Source organism: Methylobacterium sp. CM6257 (genome assembly GCF_054611515.1).
Genome location: NZ_CM137735.1, coordinates 1,421,963 through 1,442,310 on the forward strand (window position 1 = coordinate 1,421,963; position 20,348 = coordinate 1,442,310).

At 70.2% G+C, this 20,348-nt stretch carries 17 protein-coding genes; 12 read left to right on the top strand and 5 right to left on the bottom strand.

What is annotated here, in order from left to right:
• Nucleotides 1-10: 10 nt before the first annotated feature.
• Nucleotides 11-1,870, top strand: coding sequence for a TniQ family protein (locus ACYCO6_RS06850; protein WP_007565600.1), 1,860 nt, complete (start codon nt 11-13; stop codon nt 1,868-1,870).
• Nucleotides 1,871-2,339: 469 nt separating this feature from the next.
• Nucleotides 2,340-2,564, top strand: a complete 225-nt coding sequence (locus tag ACYCO6_RS06855; protein ID WP_007565602.1) for a hypothetical protein — start codon at nt 2,340-2,342, stop codon at nt 2,562-2,564.
• Between the two features lie 78 nt (nt 2,565-2,642).
• Here the strand turns inward: ACYCO6_RS06855 and ACYCO6_RS06860 are convergent, their stop codons facing one another.
• Nucleotides 2,643-2,858, bottom strand: a complete 216-nt coding sequence (locus ACYCO6_RS06860; protein ID WP_007565605.1) for a DUF1289 domain-containing protein — start codon at nt 2,856-2,858, stop codon at nt 2,643-2,645.
• Nucleotides 2,859-2,945: 87 nt separating this feature from the next.
• On the opposite strand from ACYCO6_RS06860, the gene ACYCO6_RS06865 reads away from it, so the two are divergent.
• Complete coding sequence (locus ACYCO6_RS06865) at nt 2,946-3,224, top strand: metal/formaldehyde-sensitive transcriptional repressor (RefSeq protein WP_007565607.1); 279 nt, start codon at nt 2,946-2,948, stop codon at nt 3,222-3,224.
• A gap of 13 nt (nt 3,225-3,237) precedes the next feature.
• Nucleotides 3,238-4,362 (top strand): nickel/cobalt efflux transporter, encoded by a 1,125-nt coding sequence (locus ACYCO6_RS06870; RefSeq protein ID WP_007565609.1) that lies wholly within the window; start codon nt 3,238-3,240, stop codon nt 4,360-4,362.
• Between the two features lie 299 nt (nt 4,363-4,661).
• Here the strand turns inward: ACYCO6_RS06870 and ACYCO6_RS06875 are convergent, their stop codons facing one another.
• Nucleotides 4,662-5,996 carry an MFS transporter gene (locus ACYCO6_RS06875; RefSeq protein ID WP_007565612.1) on the bottom strand — a complete coding sequence of 445 codons (1,335 nt, stop codon included), beginning with the start codon at nt 5,994-5,996 and terminating at the stop codon, nt 4,662-4,664.
• A gap of 8 nt (nt 5,997-6,004) precedes the next feature.
• Nucleotides 6,005-6,277, bottom strand: coding sequence for a metal-sensing transcriptional repressor (locus ACYCO6_RS06880; protein WP_007565613.1), 273 nt, complete (start codon nt 6,275-6,277; stop codon nt 6,005-6,007).
• Nucleotides 6,278-6,384: 107 nt separating this feature from the next.
• Here ACYCO6_RS06880 and ACYCO6_RS06885 point away from each other — a divergent pair, with 107 nt between their 5' ends.
• From ACYCO6_RS06885 to ACYCO6_RS06895, 3 genes are all read left to right on the top strand, one after another.
• Nucleotides 6,385-6,696, top strand: a complete 312-nt coding sequence (locus tag ACYCO6_RS06885; protein WP_007565615.1) for a hypothetical protein — start codon at nt 6,385-6,387, stop codon at nt 6,694-6,696.
• Between the two features lie 70 nt (nt 6,697-6,766).
• Nucleotides 6,767-7,996: an efflux RND transporter periplasmic adaptor subunit gene (locus ACYCO6_RS06890; RefSeq protein WP_007565617.1), complete on the top strand. Its 1,230-nt coding sequence runs from the start codon at nt 6,767-6,769 to the stop codon at nt 7,994-7,996.
• 3 nt (nt 7,997-7,999) lie between these two features.
• Nucleotides 8,000-11,293, top strand: a complete 3,294-nt coding sequence (locus tag ACYCO6_RS06895; protein WP_007565618.1) for an efflux RND transporter permease subunit — start codon at nt 8,000-8,002, stop codon at nt 11,291-11,293.
• Nucleotides 11,294-11,910: 617 nt separating this feature from the next.
• On the opposite strand, the gene ACYCO6_RS06900 is transcribed toward ACYCO6_RS06895, so the two are convergent.
• Together ACYCO6_RS06900 and ACYCO6_RS06905 are read right to left on the bottom strand one after the other, a co-directional pair.
• Nucleotides 11,911-12,504, bottom strand: coding sequence for an Nmad2 family putative nucleotide modification protein (locus ACYCO6_RS06900; protein WP_007565619.1), 594 nt, complete (start codon nt 12,502-12,504; stop codon nt 11,911-11,913).
• Nucleotides 12,505-12,511: 7 nt separating this feature from the next.
• Nucleotides 12,512-13,039: a hypothetical protein gene (locus ACYCO6_RS06905; protein ID WP_007565621.1), complete on the bottom strand. Its 528-nt coding sequence runs from the start codon at nt 13,037-13,039 to the stop codon at nt 12,512-12,514.
• Between the two features lie 204 nt (nt 13,040-13,243).
• Between ACYCO6_RS06905 and ACYCO6_RS06910 the strand changes: the two genes are divergently transcribed.
• From ACYCO6_RS06910 to ACYCO6_RS06930, 5 genes are all read left to right on the top strand, one after another.
• Nucleotides 13,244-14,395 (top strand): nucleoside triphosphate pyrophosphohydrolase family protein, encoded by a 1,152-nt coding sequence (locus ACYCO6_RS06910; protein WP_007565623.1) that lies wholly within the window; start codon nt 13,244-13,246, stop codon nt 14,393-14,395.
• Entirely contained in the window at nt 14,392-15,060 is a 669-nt protein-coding gene (locus tag ACYCO6_RS06915) for a uracil-DNA glycosylase (protein ID WP_007565624.1), read from the top strand. The genes ACYCO6_RS06910 and ACYCO6_RS06915 overlap by 4 nt, the downstream gene beginning before the upstream one ends.
• Before the next feature lie 312 nt (nt 15,061-15,372).
• Nucleotides 15,373-16,656, top strand: coding sequence for an SIR2 family protein (locus ACYCO6_RS06920; RefSeq protein WP_007565626.1), 1,284 nt, complete (start codon nt 15,373-15,375; stop codon nt 16,654-16,656).
• A 74-nt stretch (nt 16,657-16,730) separates the two neighbouring features.
• Nucleotides 16,731-17,186 carry a hypothetical protein gene (locus tag ACYCO6_RS06925; protein WP_230364976.1) on the top strand — a complete coding sequence of 152 codons (456 nt, stop codon included), beginning with the start codon at nt 16,731-16,733 and terminating at the stop codon, nt 17,184-17,186.
• On the top strand, nt 17,183-19,240 hold the full coding sequence (locus ACYCO6_RS06930) for an ATP-binding protein (protein ID WP_007565629.1): 2,058 nt from the start codon (nt 17,183-17,185) through the stop codon (nt 19,238-19,240). Before ACYCO6_RS06925 ends, ACYCO6_RS06930 begins: the two co-directional genes overlap by 4 nt.
• Nucleotides 19,241-20,348: the final 1,108 nt, after the last annotated feature.

Sequence of the window (20,348 nt, forward strand, 5' to 3'; positions counted from 1 at the left end):
GGGGAAACCGATGCGGCTGACCATCATCCCGCCCGTCATCGACGGGGAATCCGCCGCGGCCCACCTGCTGCGCGCCTTCGACGTCAACGGCGAGCCGTGGAGCCGCGAACGCCTCAGGACCGCGGGCCATTCCATGAGCGACATCCTGCAGGGCCGCGCCGCCGGCCCCCTCGCGGATCGGCTCGGCCGTGGCGAGGACGCGTTCCGGGGTTGGACGCCCACCGAGATCACCAAGAAAAAGGTCGTGATCGCGGACGAGGTGGTCCACCGGGACGATTGGACGACGAACGTGCGGCGGTGGTGCCCCTGCTGTTGGCAGGACGACCTTCGCAGGACGCCGTCGGGACGACACGCGCACTGGAACATCCACCGGCGCTTCTGGTGGGACGTGGCCGCCGTCGGCACCTGTCCCCTCCATCATGTCCGCCTGGAGGCGTCCTGCCCGATTTGCCGGACGGGCGTCACCTGGGAAGCCGGCTCGCTGACCCGTTGCAGGAACGGCCATTCCCTTCTCGCCTGCGACGGCGCCAGGGTCCCGCCCGCGACGACGCTGGCGGACGCCTACGTGGTCGGCCGCCTCGGCGGCATGGCCCGGACCAGCGTGCCCCTCCTCGACGGCCTGACGCTCGCCGAGGCCTGCGACGCCATGGAGCGGTTCGGCGTCGCCCTGCTCGGGGGCGCCGACGGGGCCCTCTCGAAGTTTCCGGCGGAGCGCCATCCGGAGGTGTTCTCGGCCGGTCTCGCCACCGCCCGGGACTGGCCGCACGCCTTCGACGCCCTGCTCGACGGGATGGCCCGAGCCGACCATGTCGGCCTCGGCGCCTGGGGGGCCGAACAGGTCTATGGCTACCTGTATCTCTGGGCGAAGCGGCTGCCGGCGGGAGCGAGCGGGGATGCGGTTCGGGCGGCCCTATACGCGCATCACGCCGGTCGGGGCCCGGTTCACAAGACCTCGGTGGTGATCCGGCATGCCGACGTCCCGTTGGTCAGCCTCGCCGACATCGCCGCGGAATGCGGCCGAAGGCCGGAGTTCATCGCCGGCTACGTCAAGGCCCTGGGCGCCTGGCCGCAACGGACGAGGAGGGGTACGCCCATCGGCATCGCCCGCGAGACCGCCGCCCAGATCCGGGCGATCCTCGACCGCGCGCTCCGCGCGGAGGATCTGCCGGCGGCGCTCGGGCTGGCGAAGCGCCAGACGCGGATGTTGGTCGCGGCGCGAATCGTCCCACCCGCCGAGATCCACGCGCGCGCCGGCATCAAGGCCGACGTCTTCGACCGGGATGCCGTGGCCGCCGTGCTATCCCGGATCCGTGGCTCGGCGCCGACCGTCGGGGCCACGCCCGCCGGCCTCCTTCCGCTCGCGCGAGCCAGCCAGCACGGCAAGGTCGACGGCGTGCGCGGCACCTGCGACATGATCCTGGCCGGCCAGCTTCGGGTCAGGGCGGTCCTGCGGGACGTACCCGGCCTCGCGGGCTTCCTGGTCAACCCGGAGGACATCAGGGTCGCGCGGCGTTCGCGCGAAGGTGGGGGTCTCACCCTCGAAGAGGTCGGCCGGCGGCTCACGGTCCCGACGGACAGCGTCGGCCTGATCGTCCGGGCGGGCCTCATGGCGGGGACAGCGATGCCGTGCGGGGAGATCCTCGTGCGGGACGATGCGCTCGCGGCTTACGAGGCCGAGTACGCCACCACGGGTGCGCTCGCCAGGGAGATGGGATCCGGCGCGCGGTGGGTGCGGGAAGCCTTGGATCGGGCCGGCGTCAGGCCAGCTTTCGCGATCACATGCCGAAAGACCACGACGGTATGGCGCCGGATGGATGTCCCGACGGACCTTCGGCGCCGCATCGCCAAGACCCACGCGCCGCGACCCTAGGAGCACGCCGGGACCGCCGTTCCGCGCGAGCGCCGTCGGCGCAAAGCCATGAGCGGGGCGATGAGGATCTGCGCGGGGCGTCGACCGAGGAAGGATGTTACGCCGTCTTGGTTCGGGGACCCCGTCGCCTTCCAGGGGACGTGAACAGATTGGATCATCGCCGCGACCGTGATCGCGGCGGCCCATCGGTTCGGCTGGCGCGGCCTCGCGCTCGGATCCGTCCTCGGTGCGACCGGCGTCGCGGTGCTGGCGGCGCTGCAGGCGGCGACCTGCCGGATCGCCCGGCATTGGCTGGATTGGATCTCCGTCCTGCCGCCGCTCGGGTTCGGCCTCCAACGCGCTTATGAGGTCACCGCCGGCCTGCAAGGCCGAGACGGTGCCGACGTCCACCCTCGCGGTCAGGCTTGCACCTGCCCATCGACGCCGGCGGGCTCGGTTCGCGCCTCGGGCATCGGCAGCGGCGGGGCTGGTGAGCCTCGTGGTCTGGCCCGGCGTGTCCCGGCGCAATAAGACGGCGACCGCGACCGCCGGAAACGGATCGGGGCTCGCCGTCCTCGTCCGCCGGGCTTGCTGCTGTGGGATGGAGCGCATCGTCCGACGCATGCCGCCCGACGTGCCGGACGCAATCGCGGCGGTGACGGTCACCGGTCACGACGCCTTTCGATTCCGGCTCGGCTACACCGGCGTGGCTTGACGGGGCGTCCGGCTGGACGAAACCCATGTCGGGGACGATCTGACCGGGGCCGCCGTTCCGCCCTGCGGATCCTGCGATCTAGGAGCGGCTCGGGGTCCTGCCGGGCTCGACTTCGACCTGCGCGACGGCGACCTGCTGAACGCGCCGCGGCAGTTCGCGAGCGAGGGCGGCCTTCCTGTAAGGCGTCATCTTCCGCCACGCGCGTATTTCCGGGACCGTGCGGCCGCAACCGAGGCACCAGCCGGTCCGCCCATCCCACTGGCAAACCCCGATGCATGGGTCGTCCTTCCTCATGCTAGGGCCTCCCCGCCACGCGACGCATCGGTCGCTGGACACAGATAGGGTACCCCCCTATATATTGCGAGTACGAGGACGCCATTCATGGCTCACACGATCAAGGACAGGACCAAGCTGCTGGCGCGGGTGCGCCGGATCAAAGGACAGGCGGAAGCCGTCGAGCGGGCCCTGGAAGCCGAGCTCGGCTGCAGCGACGTCCTGATGCTGGTCGCCTCGATGCGCGGGGCCATCAACGGCCTGACCGCCGAGCTGATGGAAGACCACATCCGCCACCACGTCGTGAACCCGGACGCCGAGCCGGACGCCGAGCGCGCCCGGGGCGCCGCCGAGCTGATCGAGGTGGTGCGGACCTACCTCAAATGACGAGAGCCGCCCCATGACCCCGTTCGCCGACCTGCTGCAGCAGGGGACCGCGCATGCCTGGCTGTTCGTGCCGAGCGCGATCCTGCTCGGCGCCCTGCACGGCCTGGAGCCCGGCCATTCGAAGACGATGATGGCCGCCTTCATCATCGCGGTCCGGGGCACGGTCACGCAGGCGGTCCTGCTCGGGCTGGCGGCGACGCTCTCGCACACCGCGGTCGTCTGGGTGATCGCGCTGGGCGGACAGTATCTCGGCCAGGAATGGGGAGGCGAGACGGCCGAGCCGTATTTCCAGCTGGCGTCGGCGGTGCTCATCGTCGGCATCGCGCTCTGGATGGCGTGGCGGACCTGGCGCGAGCAGCACCACGGTCACCATCATCACCATGGCGAGCACCGGCACGTCGTGACCGGCGACAGCCGGTTGACGCTGGAGGTGTACGAGGACGGCGTGCCGCCGCGCTGGCGCCTCCGGGCCGGGACGGGTCCGCTGCCCGCGCCGGGTGCGGTCACCGTCGAGACGGTCCGTCCGGACGGCGGGCGGCAGACGTTCGCCTTCGCCGATGGGGGCGACTTCCTGGAGAGCCTGGAGGAGATCCCCGAGCCGCACGCCTTCACGGCGCGACTGCGCCTTGACGGGTCCGAGGGTGCGGAAACTCACGAGGTCGCGTTCGAGGAGCAGGATCACGACCACGGTCACATGAACCTGGGCGACGAGGACGACGCCCATGCCCGGGCGCATGCGGAGGACATCCGGCGACGCTTCGCCGGGCGTCAGGTGACGACTGGACAGATCGTGCTGTTCGGGCTGACCGGCGGCCTGATCCCGTGCCCGGCCGCCATCACCGTCCTGCTCCTGTGCATCCAGCTCAAGCAGTTCAGCCTCGGCTTCGCGCTGGTCGTCTGCTTCAGCATCGGCCTCGCGGTCACGATGGTCTCGGCCGGGGTGCTGGCCGCCCTCAGCGTCAAGCACGTCGCGTCGCGGTGGTCCGGGTTCGGTGCCTTCGCCCGTCGGGCGCCCTACGCCTCGGCAGCCCTGATCGTGCTCGTCGGCCTCTACACCGGCTGGCTTGGCTGGCAGGGCATCCATCCCGACCCCGCGGCGCACGCGGTCGGGATCGTCCCATCGGTCAGCCCATCGTAAGCGCGGTCCCGGCGGGCTTGGTCGCCCCGCCGGTCCTCGCCGCGAAAGCCCACAGCCGTCGAGGCGCCGGTGCATCGGCGGATTTAGGCGAGATGGACGCGGCTGCCCGCTCGGAGCGAACCGGTTGAGCCTCAGGACGCGTGGGTCAAGCCGACGGACTTACCGGGCTGCCACCGCGAAGACCCGCATGGCGGGGTTCCGGCGGCGCATCGCCCCGCACCTTCGCCATTCGATCGAAGCCGCGGCGCGTGGCATCCACGGCCTCGTGACCGAAGCGCCCGACGAACATCCGGCTCGGTTCAACCCGGCCGGGCCGCGGGCCAGCGTTGGTGCAGGTCGTCGATGACGAAGGCGTGGGCATGCCGGCGCGTCCCGACGCCTTCCAGGTGCGGATGGCCAGATTCGAGGTCGGGGTGCGCGTGCTCGACGACGTCCGGGTCCGAGGCCGGCCAGAGCGCCGCCGCCGCGGCGATGGCGACCAAGGTCAGCGCGCCCAGCACCGCCAGCGTGACCGGCATGCCCGCCTTCGCGCCGAGCCAACCGGCAAGTGGATAGGTCAAGAGCCAGGCGACGTGCGAGAGCGCGAACTGGGCCGCGAACACGGCCGGGCGGTCGCCGGGCGTCGCGGAGCGCCGGAGCAGCCGTCCGGTCGGGGTCTGCGCGGCGGAGTAGCCGATCCCGAGCGCCAGCCAGGCGGCCAGCAGCATAGGCCAGCCGATGACGCCGCCCCAGGTCGTGGCGGCAAAGCCGAGCAGCACGACGCCGAGGAACGCCGCCGCCGGGAGCATGACCGTGCGGTCGGGCAGCCGGTCGAGCACCCGCGGCAGCAGCAGGGCCGCCAGCATCGAGCCGCCCCCGAACAGCCCGAGCGCCACCGCGACGTCGTTCTGGGGCCGTTGCAGGAGGGCCTGCACGATCACCACCGTGTTGACGATGACCATGGAGCCGGCCGCCGCCACCGCGAGGTTCAGGGCGAGAAGCCCGCGCAGCCGCGGCGTGGCGAGGTAGATCCGCAGCCCCCGCGTGGTGCGCTCGTACACCCCCGCTTGGCGCTCGGGCGGCGTCGGGGACGGGAGCGCCACCGAGACGACCAGGGCGGCCGAACACAGGAATCCGACGACCGTGCCGCCGAACAGCCAGTGGAAGTCGATGACCGTCAGCAGCAAGGCGGCCAGTGTCGGACTGAGCAGGTTCTCCAGGTCGTAGGCGAGGCGCGAGAGCGACAGCGCCCGGGTGTAGTCACGCTCGTCCGGGAGGATGTCCGGGATGGTCGCCTGGAAGGTCGGCGTGAAGGCCGCCGAGCAGGCTTGCAGCACGAACACCAGTAGGTAGACCTGCCAGACCTGGTCGACGAAGGGCAGGATCAGGGCGACGCCGGCCCGGACGAGGTCGGTCGCAACCAGGAAAGCGCGGCGGGGCAACTGCCCGGTGAAGGCGTTCGCGATGGGCGCCACCAGCACGTAGGCCACCATCTTGATGGCGAGCGCCGTGCCCAGCACCGCCCCGGCCTCTGCCCCGGCCAACCGGTAGGCGAGCAGGCCGAGGGCCACCGTCAGCAGGCCGGTGCCGATCAGGGCGATGACCTGCGCGGCGAACAGGTGCCGGTAGGTGCGGTTCGCGAGGACGCTCAGCATCGGGGCCTTCACAGGTACTTGGCCAGCGCCTTGAACTCGGCCAGCGCCGCCTTGGCGGACTTGCCGCCGTCCGCGACGCCGTCGCCGATGCAGTGCTCCATGTGGTCCTCGATCAGCGTGCGCTTCGCGTTGGCGATGGCGCTCTCGACCGCCTGCAACTGCTGGGCGAGGTCCACGCAGGGGCGGCCCTCCTCGATCATCGCGATGACGCCGGCGAGATGGCCGTGGGCGCGCCTCAGCCGCTTGATGATCTCCGGGTGGGAGGCGTGCACGTGATTCATGTTGACATGCTATCCCCCCGGAGGGGATAAGGGAAGGGTGTTCGACGCGCCGGGATGGACGGCGCTCGCCGGGAAGAGGGTGTCGGGTGTCATTCGGACGGCGTCTCATGACGGTGGCCGTCGCGTTGCTCCTGGCGGCCGTGACGGTGATGCCGTTGCTCGCCGAGGCCCGGCACGCGGCCTCCGGTCCCGTCGCGATCGCCATGCCGCCGGTGGCGGGACAGGACCACGCCAAGGCCCACCAGGATGCCGATGACCTGGTCCACCACGCGCAATCGCACGCGCAGGGCGTGATGCCCGTCGCCGCCAAGGCTCCCGCGAGCGTGACCACGTCGGCGGCGCGGTCGTTCGCTTGCCTGGACGACGTCTTTCGAGCCGGGGGCGGGGCGCAGGGACCGTTCGAGCCTCCGAGGACCTGAGGCTTTCCGCCTCTTCCCATCCTCGAACGACGGCGCCGTGCGAGTGCGGCCGCCCGTCCATGGCACCGACATGTCCAGACTTCTCATCCCCGTTCTGCTGGCCCTCGCCGGCGGCGTCCTGATCGCGACCTGGTGGCCCGGCGCTCCCGATGCGGTCCGCACCATGCTGGCGGGCGCCAGGGGGGCCGCCGCGCCCGCCAAGCCCGAACCGCACGCGGCGGCCGGTCCGGAGCCGGAGAGATCCGGCCTCGTCAAGCTGACGGACGACCAAGTCGGCAAAGCCGGCATCCGCACGGACGGGGTCGGTGGCGGGAACCTCTCGCGCCACCTGCACGTGCCGGGCACCATCGTCCCGAACGCCAACCTGACCGCCCGCATCGCGGTGAAGACCACCGGCACGGTGGTGGAGCTGCGCAAGGGGCTCGGCGACAAGGTCGCCAAGGGCGAGGTCGTGGCGCTCCTCGACAGCCGCGAGATCGCCGACGCCAAGGGAGAATACTTGGCGGCACGCGTGTCGGCCGCCCTGCAGAAGACGCTCTACGAGCGCGACAAGGAGCTCTGGGACAGGCGCATCTCATCCGAGCAGCAGTACCTGCGCTCGCAGGCGAGCTACCAGGACCTGAAGGTCAAGGAGGACGCGGCCCGCCGCAAGCTGACCTTCCTCGGCCTCAGCCAAGCCGAGATCCAGGCGTTGCCGAACCAGCCGGAGGCGCAGTTCGAGCGCCAGGAGATCCGCTCGCCGCTCGGTGGCAAGGTCGTGGAGCGGCGCGTCGACCTCGGGGCGGCCGTCGGCCGGGACAACCTGGAGACCGAGCTCTACAGCGTCGTCGACCTGTCAACGGTCTGGGTCGATCTCGCGGTGAGCCCCGGCGACCTGCCGCTGGTCCGCGAGGGCCAGACGGTGGCCGTGCGGGCCGAGGCGACCGGCGAGGCCGCGCGCGGTCGCATCGTCATCATCGTGCCCGTCCTCGACCAGGCCACGCGCGCGGCGCGGGTCGTCGCGGAACTGGCCAACCCGGACGAGACCTGGCGGCCCGGGTCTTTCGTGGGTGCCGAGATCGTGATCTCCGACAAGCCGGTGCGGGTGCTCATCCCGGCCTCGGCCATCCAGACCTTGGAGGGCAGACCGAACGTCTTCGTGCGGGTGGCCGCGGGCTTCGAGGCTAGGCCGGTGAAGCTCGGGCGGTCGGACGACGCCGCCGTGGAGGTGACGGAGGGGCTGGAGCCCGGCGAGGCCGTGGCGGTGGCCAACACCTTCACGCTGAAGTCCGAGCTCGGCAAGGCCGCGGCGGAGGACTGAACCGTGATCCGCCCGATCCTCGCCTTCTCCGTCGCCAACCGCTACGCGGTCATTCTGGTGACGCTCATCGCGGCCGCTTTCGGGGCCTGGTCGCTTGCGCGGCTGCCCATCGACGCGGTCCCGGACGTCACGAACAACCAGGTCCAGATCAACGTCATCGCGCCGGCTCTGACGCCGGTCGAGATCGAGAAGCAGGTCACGGTGCTGATCGAGCGCGCGCTCGCCGGCACGCCGAGCCTGGAGAGCATGCGAAGCTTCTCGCGCAACGGGTTCGCCCAGCTCACGGCCGTCTTCAGCGACAAGGTCGACGTCTACTTCGCCAGGCAACAGGTGAACGAGCGCCTGGGCGAGGTGCGCAACACCCTGCCACCCGGGGCCGAGGTCAGGCTCGGGCCGATCTCGACCGGCCTCGGCGAGATTTACTGGTGGGCGGTCGAGTACCAGGCCGCCGGCGACGGCGCCCCGGTCCGCGATGGCCTGCCGGGCTGGCAGTCGGACGGCAGCTACCTGACGCCCGAGGGCGAGCGGCTGAGGTCCGACTTCGAGCGCACGGTCTACCTGCGCACGGTCCAGGATTGGATCATCCGGCCACAGATGAAGAGCGTGCCGGGCGTGGCCGGTGCCGACGCCATCGGCGGCTTCGTGAAGGAGTACCAAGTCCAGCCCGACCCGATGAAGCTCGTCGGCTATGGCCTGGGCTTCGCCGACCTGACCCGGGCCATCGGAGCCAACAACGTGACCCGGGGCGCCAACTACGTCGAGCGCAACGGCGAGGGCTATGTCGTCCGGGCCAGAGGGCTGATCGAGAACGTCGACCAGATCCGCGACGTCGTCGTGGCGACCCGGGCCGGGATACCGATCCTGGTGAGGGACGTCGCCGAGGTCGGGATCGGCCGCGAGCTCCGGACCGGCTCGGCCAGCGAGAACGGCCGCGAGGTCGTGCTGGGCACCGCCCTCATGCTCATCGGCGAGAACAGCCGAACCGTCTCGGCGGCCGCGGACGCCAAGATCAAGGAGATCAACAAGCTTCTCCCGCCGGGCATCCAGGCCCGGACGCTGCTCAGCCGGACCGACCTCGTCGACGCCACGGTCCGGACGGTGTCGAGGAACTTGGCCGAGGGGGCGCTGCTGGTCGTCGCGGTGCTGTTCCTGGCGCTCGGCAACATCCGGGCGGCAATCATCACGGCCCTGGTCATCCCGATCGCCATGATGCTGACGGCCACCGGCATGCTGGCGGGCCGCATCAGCGCCAACCTGATGAGCCTCGGCGCGCTCGACTTCGGGCTCATCGTCGACGGCGCGGTCATCATCGCCGAGAACAGCCTGCGGCACCTGGCGGAGCGGCAGCACGCGCTGGGACGGAAGCTGAGCCTGGACGAGCGGCTGGAGACCGTGCGCGTCTCGGCCGAGGAGATGATCAAGCCGAGCGTCTACGGGCAGGCCATCATCATCCTGGTCTACGTGCCGCTGCTGACCTTCACCGGCGTGGAGGGCAAGACCTTCGCACCCATGGCGCTGACGGTGCTGATCGCGCTCGTGGCGGCCTTCGTGCTGTCCCTGACCTTCGTCCCGGCGATGGTCGCGACCTTCATCACCGGGCGGGTCGGCGAGGGCGACAACCTGCTGATCCGAGGACTGAAGGCGGCCTATCGACCGGTGCTGGGCGGGGCGGTTCGGACGCCCTTGGCTTTCATAGGCGGCGCGGTGGTCGTCCTCGGGCTGGCCGGGGCCCTGGCGACGCGGCTCGGCCAGGAGTTCACCCCGACGCTCGACGAGAAGAACATCGTCATGGAGGCGCGGCGCATCCCCTCGACGGCCATCTCGCAGTCGCAGGCCATGCAGCTCGGCGTCGAGGACGCCATGAGCAAGTTCCCGGAGGTGGCCTTCGTCTACTCGCGCTGCGGCACGCCCGACATCGCCGCCGACCCGATGCCGCCGAACGCCTGTGACACCTACCTGATCCTGAGGCCCCAAGCGGAGTGGCCGGACCCGTCCGAGGCGAAGGAATCGTTGATCGCCCGCATGGACGCCGAGGCGAAGCTGATCCCTGGCACGCTGCTCGGGTTCTCGCAGCCCATCCAGATGCGCTTCAACGAGCTGATCGCGGGCGTTCGCGACGACCTCGCGGTGAAGGTGTTCGGCGAGGAGTTCGGCCCGATGGTCGAGGGCGCCCGCAAGATCGCCGGCATCCTGCGCAGCCTGGAGGGCGCCGCCGACGTAAAGGTCGAGGAGGCGGTCGGGCTGCCTTTCCTGGAGATCAAGGTCGACCGGCGCGAGATCGCCCGGCGCGGCTTGAGCATGGCGGACGTGCAGGACGTCATCGGCACGGCGGTCGGCGGCAAGGACGCCGGGCTGGTGTTCGAGGGCGACCGCCGCTTCGCCATCGTGGTCCGGTTGGCCGACGACGTCCGGGGCGACGTCGAGGCGCTGAGGAACCTGCCGGTGCCGCTACCGCCCCCGCAGGCCGCGCCCGCGCGGTCGGGCACCGGGGTCCCGGCCGCTCCCGCGCCGGCCGGCGGGATGAGCGTGCCGCTGCGGCAGCTCGCCTCGTTCGCCTTCGGCGAGGGGCCGAACCAGGTGAGCCGCGAGAACGGCCGCCGCCGCGTCGTGGTCACCGCAAACGTGCGCGGGCGCGACATCGGCTCGCTGGTGGCCGAAGCGCAGGCGCGCATCGCCGCCGAGGTGCGGCTGCCGCCCGGTTACGAGGTGAAGTGGGGCGGGCAGTTCGAGAACCTGACGGCCGCTCGCCAGCGCCTGACGGTGGTCGTGCCGGCCTGCTTCGCGCTGATCTTCATCCTGCTCCTCGGGGCGCTCGGGTCCGGGCGTGACGCGCTGATCGTGTTCAGCGCCGTACCGATGGCCCTGACCGGCGGCGTGGCGGCCCTGTGGCTGCGCGAGATGCCCTTCTCGGTCTCGGCAGCGGTCGGGTTCATCGCGCTCTCGGGCGTCGCGGTTCTGAACGGCTTGGTGCTGCTGAACCACATCCGCGCGCTCGTGGAGGAGGGAACGGCGATTCCGGATGCCGTCCGCGAGGGCGCCCTGACCCGGCTGCGGCCGGTGGCGATGACGGCCTTGGTCGCCGCCCTGGGCTTCGTGCCGATGGCCCTGGCGACGGGCACGGGTGCGGAGGTGCAGCGGCCGCTGGCGACCGTCGTCATCGGCGGCTTGGCCAGCGCGACCGTCCTGACGCTGCTGGTCCTTCCGGCGCTTTACGTCCGGTTCGGCAAGGCCAAGGCGTCCTTCCCGTCCGCTCCACGAGGCCATGTCGTGGCGTGGACCGACACACCAACACCTTAGCCGGACGACCTCGTGAGCGGTCGGATCAGGGCGTCCGCATCGCGGCGCGACAAGGTCCCGGGCAAATCGGGACAAGCTGTGTTGAGAGCGGCGCTGTCGCGGAGCCGAAAACGGGACAAGCTTTCATGAGAGTGTGTCCTGCGCAGCCGCGCGCATGGATCGGCATCACCGAGGCTGCCCGGACCGAATGAGATGGCGCCCAAGCGGCGGGGCGGCGTAACCCGATGCGTGCCGCCGTCATTCATCGCCTTTGGGAACGCCCTGTCTCTGATCGCGTGCCGCCACCGTGGCTCGACGGATCGAGGCCAGATCGGGGGCCACGAGCGGCTGTCCGCCCGGGCTTCCGACCGGCTCGGATGAAAGGTCGCCGCCCGTCGCCCCTACTCGAAAGCCCCTGGGCATCGCACGGGACAACTCGGCGGTAGAGGCTTCTGAGCCAGGCTCATTCCGGCAGGCGCCGCGCCTTCCGAGCCGCCCGTCGGGGGCAGCCGGCGCGCGGCGTCGATGTCGCCGAAGGACCGGGGTGAGGCCACCTCGCCGCGGGTCACGCCCATGGCCTCGTGGCCGGGTTCGCCGGCCGTCCTCGCCGGCGGTGGGGCCGCCGGGGCGCTCGGCTCTCAGGCTGGCCAGTTCGCCGGCCGACCCAGGAAGCCGCGGCCCGGCATGCCGCGGAGCCATGTCACGAAGGCGCTCACCCGCTCGGGCGTGAACTGGTTTCGATGGCCCTGCGTGCTGTGCACGAGATCGCGCAGTTCCTGGGGGACCAGCGGGCCCGACCCGCCCCAGTAAGCGTATTCGCGCCCGAGAAGCACCCGGTCCGTCCGACCGGTGTCGCGCACCAGGTTCGGCAGGCTGGTGACGCCCCCCGGCTCGCTATGGAAGGAATCGGCCTGGACGAAGGTGCCGTCGGCCAAGCGGCGATAGATGTTGTCGCCGTAGATCTGCATGCGGCTGCCGGACATCACGGGTCGCTTGGCGCCGAAGCGAGCGTCGTCCCAGTACCGGTCGAAGGTGAGGATCTCGTCGACCCGCATCCAGTAGACGACACGGTCCTTGATCCCGTTCGGGATCGAGCCGGTCCCGACCACGAAGTCCCCGACGCTCGCGTGCTGCCGGATCAGCGGTTTGCACGCGCTCAGCGTGCACACCCGGTGAAACGGATTGGGCGCGAACCCGAGGTCGTGGTCGATCACGTAGGAGTGGACGCGCACGCCGGCCTCAGCACTTGTTCCGCTTGGTCTGGCGCTCCGCCCGCGGCTGGGCGTCGGGCTTCAACCACTCGGGCTTCGCGTTCCTCCGCGGTAGGGCGCCCCGCAGGCTGCCCGCATCCCAGGGAACGGTATCCCCGCCGTAATCCTCGAACGCGCGCGGCAGCGTTTCGTCCTGGGTTCCAGGAGGCCAGATCCCGATCACGCGACGACCCTGGGCGGCGGCCCGCTGCATCACGCGCCCCAGCTCCTCGTCCGCGAGGCAATCGGGAGACAGCACAATCACCCCCAAGTCCTCGTCCGGCGTCTCGGCGTGACCGGCCGGGGCCTCGTCATCCGCGGGCGCGGGCTCGTCGTCTTCCGGTGCAACGGGATCCTCGACGTGCTCGCCGTCTTCCTCCTCGTCGTCGTCCCCTTCGTCGGGCTCGACGGCGGCGACCTCCTCGTCCACGACCTCGCAGCCCGCCTCGGCCAAGAGCTTGAGCAGGGCCGTGCGTTCCTCGTCGTCGACAGGACCGAGCACGCAAACCTTCGGCATGTGCGGCTTCTCCCCGGTGCCCAGGTCCTTCCGTCGCGCATTCCGCCCGGGAGCCTGGCTCAGTAAAGCTTAGGTGGTCAGCCGCGGTCGGTATGGCAAGGGTGCGTCCGGAGCGTGTGTGGGTACAGGCAACCCTGGACTGAGCGCCGGAAAGGTCCGACGATGGCAACCTGAGGATAGGCCAACCGGGAGCGGGGAGGGGACATGGATACGGTGCCGCTTAGCCTGAACGGTTATCAAGCCGGGGCGGTCCGGACGGACCGGACGCGAGGGAAGGGCACCGGCCTCGACCTGGCCGTGCTCGGCCTCTTCGGCGAGACGGGCAGCCTGCTGAGCGAGACCAAGAAGAAGCAGCGCGACGCGCGGTCCTATCTCGGCTACGAGGCGAGCGTCGTCGAGGAGATGGGCGACGCGCTCTGGTACCTGGCGGTGATCGCCGATCACGCCGGGCTGCGCTTGGGGGATCTCGCCGGCCGGGACCTCGCCGGGGGACCCGAGCCGACCTTCGCGGACCTGCAGCCGCAGCGTGCCTTGCCTTTGCACGTCCCGACCGTCGCCTTCGAGCACACCCTGCTACAGCTGGCCGGGGCCGTCGGCCGGCTGGCCGCGCTGGGGGCGCGGGGCGACCTCGCGGGAAGCCCGGACCTCCTGGAGCGTCTCTCCGCAGTGTTCGGCCTTCTCGTCGCGGCCGCGAACGAGGCCGGCGTCACCCTGGAGCAGGCCGCCATGCGCAACCTCGCGAAGGCCGAGGACCGTTGGCCGGCGACGCGCGTCGCCCCGCCGCTGTTCGACGAGGCGTTCCCGGACGAAGAGCGCCTGCCCCGCGCGTTGACCATCGACATCTTCGAGCGCACCGGCGGGAACGACAGGCGGTACGTCGTGCAGCGATGCAACGGCATCTTCATCGGCGACCGCCTGACCGACAACATCATGAAGCCGGACGATTACCGGTTCCACGACGCCTTCCACTATGCCTACGCCGCCGTCCTCGGCTGGTCGCCGGTGACGCGCGCGCTGTTCCGCCTGAAGAGGAAAAGCGAGGCCCGCGTCGACGAGGGGCAGGACGGAGCGCGCGCGATCCTGATCGAGGAGGGCGTGGCGACGTTCGTCTTCGGTGAGGCGAAGCAGCTCGGCTTCTTCGAAGGACAGCGCCCGGGCGACCTGAGCTTCGCCTTCCTGAAATCGGTGAGGCAATTCGTGCGCGGCTACGAGGTCGAGGCCTGCCCGCTCTGGCTTTGGGAAGAGGCCATCCTCGCCGGTAACGAAGCGTTTCGTTTCTTGCGGGAGAAGCGCCGCGGGCGCCTTCGGCTCGATCTGGTCGGGCGGAAGATGCTGGTCGAGGACCTGCCGACATGACACCTGGCGCCTTCATCGAGGCCCTCGCGGCGCTTCGCTTCATCGACACCTTCAACCCCTACGCCGAGGCCTGCCCGGACCACGACGGCGTCGGTGCGCCCCAGGTCCGGCGTGAGAACCTGCGCCTCGTGCTGGAGGCGGCCCTCGCCGGAGGCGTCGACTCGATCTGGATCGCGCGCGACCTCGGGTACCGTGGCGGGCGGCGCACGGGCCTGGCGCTCACGGACGAGGCCCACCTCTCCGCCCATGCCGGCCTCTACGGTCAATTGCCGCTGGCGCGGGCAACCCGCGGCCCCGCGATGACCGAGCGCACGGCGACGGTGATCTGGCAGGTTCTCCGGGACCTGCGACGTCCGATCTTCCTCTGGAACGTCTTCCCGCTCCATCCGCACGCGTCGGGCGACCCGCTGTCCAATCGCTGCCACACTCGCCGGGAACGGCAGGCGTCCCGCCACCTCCTCGAATGGCTGGTGTCGGAATTGCGGCCCCGGGTCCTGGTCGCCATCGGGAGGGATGCCGAGGCGGCGTTGGCGGACTTGGGTATGGCGGCCGAGCGGGTCCGGCACCCCAGCTACGGAGGTCAGACCGAGTTCGTCGCTCGGATGGGCGAGTTGTACGGCCTACCCGCCAAAGCTCCGCACGCGGTGCAACTCACGCTGCCGTAAGGAAACCGCAGCCGGATCTTCCCGACGTTGGTCTGGCGGGCCTCCAGGTCAGGCATGACGCACCAGCACGTGTTCGTATGCTGGCCCGGGATGAGACGCCTCGAACCTTCCCATCGCCCCGGCGGCCACGCGCACCTATGCCGGCGAGACTTCCAGGGTGCGACGCACCGGTGAACCCTAGGGGCGGGCAACGGGAAGCCGGATCACCTTGCTTTACCTTAGGCGTGCCTCCGGTCTATCGCCTTGGCGAAGATCCGGCGGACGAAGGGGGGCGGTTTGGACGCGGCGGTTCGTGCGCGATTGCTCGCCTCCATGGAAGCCGGGCGCCTCGTCCTCCTCTGCGGCGCCGGCCTGTCGATGGCGCCGCCGAGTTCCCTGCCGTCGGCCTGGACCGTGGCCGCCAGGTGCTACGACCGCTATGTCATGAGCATCGATCCGGCGTGCCCGCAGGAACTGCGCGGCGACCTGGAGTCCCTGGCGGAGATCTTCGCCAAGGAGGACATGCTCGGGTCGGTCTTCATCGACGCTCTCGTGCCCTGGGAGGATTTCGTCCGGCCGCCCAACGTCGGGCACGCCGCGGTGGCGGACTTCCTGATCACGCGCTTGGCCGCCGGTGTCGTGTCGGCGAATTACGACACCCTGATCGAGCGCCGCGCGCAGGAATACGGGTTCGATCTCCTCGCCTCCCTCGACGGCGACGAGGCAAAGGTCCAGGCCCGCAAGCACGCGCCCCTGCTCAAGTTTCATGGCTGCTCCGTCCGCGAGCGGCGCGCCACGGTCTGGACGGCCTCACAGCTCACCGAGGACCGGGTGATCGCCGCGCGCATCGAGAAGACGAAGACGTGGATGGCCCACCACCTCCGCGAGAGCGACCTGCTCGTCGTCGGCTTCTGGTCGGATTGGTCCTATCTCAACACCGTTCTCGCCGAGGCATTGACGGGCGTCGCGCCGCTGTCGGTGACGCTGGTCGACCTGGCGCCCGAGGACGTCCTGCAGGCCAAGGCGCCCGAACTCTGGACCCTGGCCAATTCGGAGAACGTCCGGTTCACGCATGTTCAGCGTTCGGGGGCCGAAGTCCTGGACGAACTCCGGAGGGCGTTCTCCCAGGCGTACCTGCGCAAGGTCCTGCACGCCGGGCGCGCCGCGTTGGAGAGCGAGCTCGGGGCGGAGTGCGAGGCGGGCTGGCTCGATCCGCCCGACCTGGGCAGCGAGGAACTCTACGACCTTCGACGGGACGCCGAGGGCGTGCCGGCCACCGCCGCGGCGACCTTGCGGAACCCGGGGCCGTCCGAGGTCCTGGGCTACGCGCACCTGTTGCTGCGGCGTGCCGGTGCCAGCCAGACCCCCGTCGGCTATGATCTCGCGGGCCGCCGGATCAGGGTCGTGAACGGCTCGGGCATGCTGCTCCAGACGGTGCAGGACCGGTTCAGGGAGACGCCGTTCGAGGTCGCCGACATCGTGGTCTGCGCCGGAGCCACCGACGTCGGCCTGCCGTTGAACGTCGTTCGGGAAGGGCGACCGGGCGACATAATCCGGCCGAGCGCCTCCGCGGCATGGCTCGACCTTCCCGCCGCCCGCAGGGAGCTCGAAGTGTGATGGACATAGCGACCCAGTCCGAGGTGCTCCTCCGGTCGGCAGGCTATGAGACTTGGACCTGGCCGGGCGGCAGCGTGCCGGTCGTCTGCTTCGAGAACGCGGCGGTCGTCGGATTCCTGCACGTCTTCGCGAGCGGCGAGAGCCTGCTCGCCGATTGGCAGCAAATCCAGCAGACCACGCTCGGCCGGCATGCGGCCTCGTTGCGCTCTGCAGGCACAAAGGCCTGGAACGTTTACGCCTTGTTCCTGGCTTGCGGCTCCGAACCGGCCCTCGCGCGGCAGATCGAGCGGATCGAGGAGGACTTCTCCATGACCCGAAAGATCGCGCGCGGCGACTTGCGCACGGTCGCCGATTTGCGAAGAACGTTGTTGCCCCTCCTGCCGGTTCTCAGCGCACCCGAGATCGGCGGGGCCGATTACCGGGCCCGTCTGCGGGCGCGGTTGAGCGACCTGCCGGACGACGCGGTGGCCGCGTTCCTGGGCGCGGCGAGCGCTTCCGAGGTGGCGCGCATCCTGGTGGATGCGCCATGAGGCTCGACTACCTCGAACTGTGCGGCTTCCGGGGCTTCCTGGAGCGCCAACGGGTGGATTTCGGCACTGGCTTCACCGTGATCTGCGGACGCAACGGCGTCGGGAAGAGCACGCTGTGCGACGCGGTCGAGTTCGCCCTCACCGGCCAAATCGACAAATACCTCGTCGACAAGGCGGCGAAGGAAAGCCTCGACGACTACGTCTGGTGGCGCGGCGAAGGCCAGCCGGAGGCGCACTTCGTCACCGTGGGATTCCGCGCCGATGACGGGAGCGGCTTCGCGGTGACGCGCTCGCGCGAGACCGGCGCAGACCGGGACGCGGCACGCATCGAGGCGATGCTCTGCGTTCCGGGCGCGAAGCCCGAGCGGGCCCTCCAGCAGGTCTGCAGGACATCCATCATTCGCGACGAATGGATCGCTGCGCTCAGCCTCGACCTAACGGAAACGCAACGGTTCGAGTTCGTGCGCGCGGCGCTGGGCGCCATCGAGGGTCCGGATTACGCCGCCAAGGCTCGCGAGGCCCTGTCCTCCGCCGAGGCCGTACACAATGCCGTCGCGCAGGCCTATGAGGAGGCGCGCGCACGTCTGACCGCGGCGCTGACCGACTTGGAGCAGATCCGGGACGTCGCCCTGCAGGCCGGGGACGTCGCGGCCGTCCTTGCCACCCTGGACGAGCTTACGCCTGGGGCCGGCCCCGACCTGGGAGCTCGGGTCGCGGCAGCTCGGAAGACGCTGGCCAGGCGCCGGTCGAACCTCGGCGAGATGGGATGGGTCGCCGACGAGGCTCGCGCGGTGGCCGCATTGCGCGACACGGTCGCGCGACAGGGCGACAGCGCAGGCCGGGACGCGGTGGCGGTGGCCGAAGCCGAGGTCGCGGTCCAGGAAGCCCGCCGCCAGCTGCAGGCCGCCGAGGCGCGCCTGGACCGGGAACAGGAAAGCGACGGCCTCGCCGCGTCGCTCGCGATCCTGGTCGATCACGGCAGCCGGATCGGCCTGCATGACGACCGTTGCCCGCTATGCCGCGCGCCGCAGGGCGCCCCCGAGTTCGAGACGGGGCTCGCATCCGCGCGCCAGCGCCTCGCCGCCCGGCGGTCGGCAGTGCCGGAGGCGCGAGGCGAGGTCGCGGCGGCCCGAACCCGGGTCGAGGATGCCGGCGAGATCCTGAAGCAGGCCGAGACGGTCGTCCATCGCCTCGCGTCCGCCCAAGCCGAGCTGGAAGCCCGGGAAGAGGCGCTTTCGGCCGAGCTCGTGCGACGTTCCCTGGATGGAGAGCTGGCCTACGACCCAGAGGCCCTGGAGGAGGTGGTGGAGGCCGAACGGAGTCGGTTGATCGACCTGGAACGGAGCATCCTCACCTTGGAAGCTTCGCAGGCGGTGGAACGCGTAACGGAGCTCGAAGCGCGCCTCGAAGCGCTTCGGGCAGAGGCCGACGACGCGAGCGACCGGCTCGCGCGCGCCCACGCTGCGGTGACGACCGCCCGGACGCTGGACCGTACGGTCCGCAGGACGAATGCCGAGATCATCGACGAGCGCCTGGCGGTTATCAGCCCGCTGCTGAACGAGCTGTACCAGCGGCTTCGCCCGCATTCCGAGTGGCGGACCATCGATTACGGCATACGCGGCGACGTCAGGCGTTTCCTGAGCCTGCGGGTCGGCAACGGCTTGAACCCGCAATTCGTGTTCAGCAGCGGGCAGAGGCGTGCGGCCGGGCTGGCCTTCCTCCTCTCCGTTCACCTGTCCCGGCCGTGGTGCAATTGGCGGACGCTCATGCTCGACGACCCGGTCCAGCACATCGATGATTTCCGGGCCTTGCACTTGGTCGAGGTCCTGTCGGCCCTGCAGCGGTCGGGCCGGCAGATCGTCTGTGCCGTCGAGGATCCGTCGTTGGCGGAATTGCTGTGCCGGCGCCTCATGAGCGAGCCCACGGCGCTCGGTCGCCGCCACGACCTGGATCTTGTTCCCGGCGGGGGTGCCTCGGTCACTCGCTCGACGGACATCGCACCAGCCATGGTCGGCGTGCTCAGGAGGGCAAGGGACCTGAGCGCGGCGAGCTGAAACGGCCTTGATTACCGACGGCGTCGGGACTGTGCTCGCCCCGGACCGGTGCTTCGACCCGCGGTCCCCGATTTCGTGACCTCGACGAGGGAAGAGGGCAGGGAGCTCGACGACCGCCTCGCAAACGCTCCCCGCTCTCCGCAGACCCCGTCCGACGTGGGTGGCGCCCTGCCCGTCGAAAGCGGAGAGCATTCCTGCGCGCGGCAATTCCGGGGAGTGGATGCCCGATCAGGCCGCGAAATCGAAAAGGTTTCGTCCCGGCCAGCGGTCCTGGCTCAAGCCCGACACGGGGATCATCATGTCCGCAGAGGGGCGCGCGGTCACGGGCGCCCCTCTGCGGAGGCCATCGGGTTCAAGCACATCCCGGGCGTGAGGACAGGATTCCCTGACAATCGGGACAAGCTCTCTTGAGTGCATACCATTGGCAGGGCCGCAAATCGGGACACGCTTTCCTGATAGTCTGCCTCGGCTGTCCTAGCCGTCCGGCTCGCCTCGTCCCGAGGCGGCTTCCTCGTGCGTGCCGGGCCGCCGTCCAGATCATCGTGGAGCGGCCGATCCGACCACGTGAGGACCGCAGCGACTGTATCGGCGAAGCCAGCCGAGCCGACCGCCAGGACGCCTTCGCGGGCCTGACCGATCTGGGCGCTCGACCGGATGCCCACCCCGGCGTTGGGGGCCGGTGGTATCCTCGCGGCCATTCCGAAAAGAAAGTACGGAAACCCGAAGGGCATGGCCCGGTCCGCAGATCACACTAAGGGTGCGGTCTGGACCCATCGGCCCTATGATCGAGCCGGCATCGGGTTTGATGCCGGCCTCTGTTTCCAAGGGTTGGACCAGGCATCCGCGCCTGGGCATGTCGGGTCTAGGGAGCAGGCGGACCACGTTCCCTACAAATCGAGATAAACTTAAATGAGGCCGCCCCTCGGGGAGTAACAGAAATCAAAACAAATTCTCATGTTAGCTTGCACCAAGGCGGGTTGTCGGATCTACTGCGGGCTGTGCTGCGCAGACTCGTTTCCGGAACCAGGCTGTAGTACAGCCGCCTCAATCCGAAAAACTGTGCCGGCGTGACGGTGAGACGAGGGCAATCTGTTATCCTCCGAGCCAT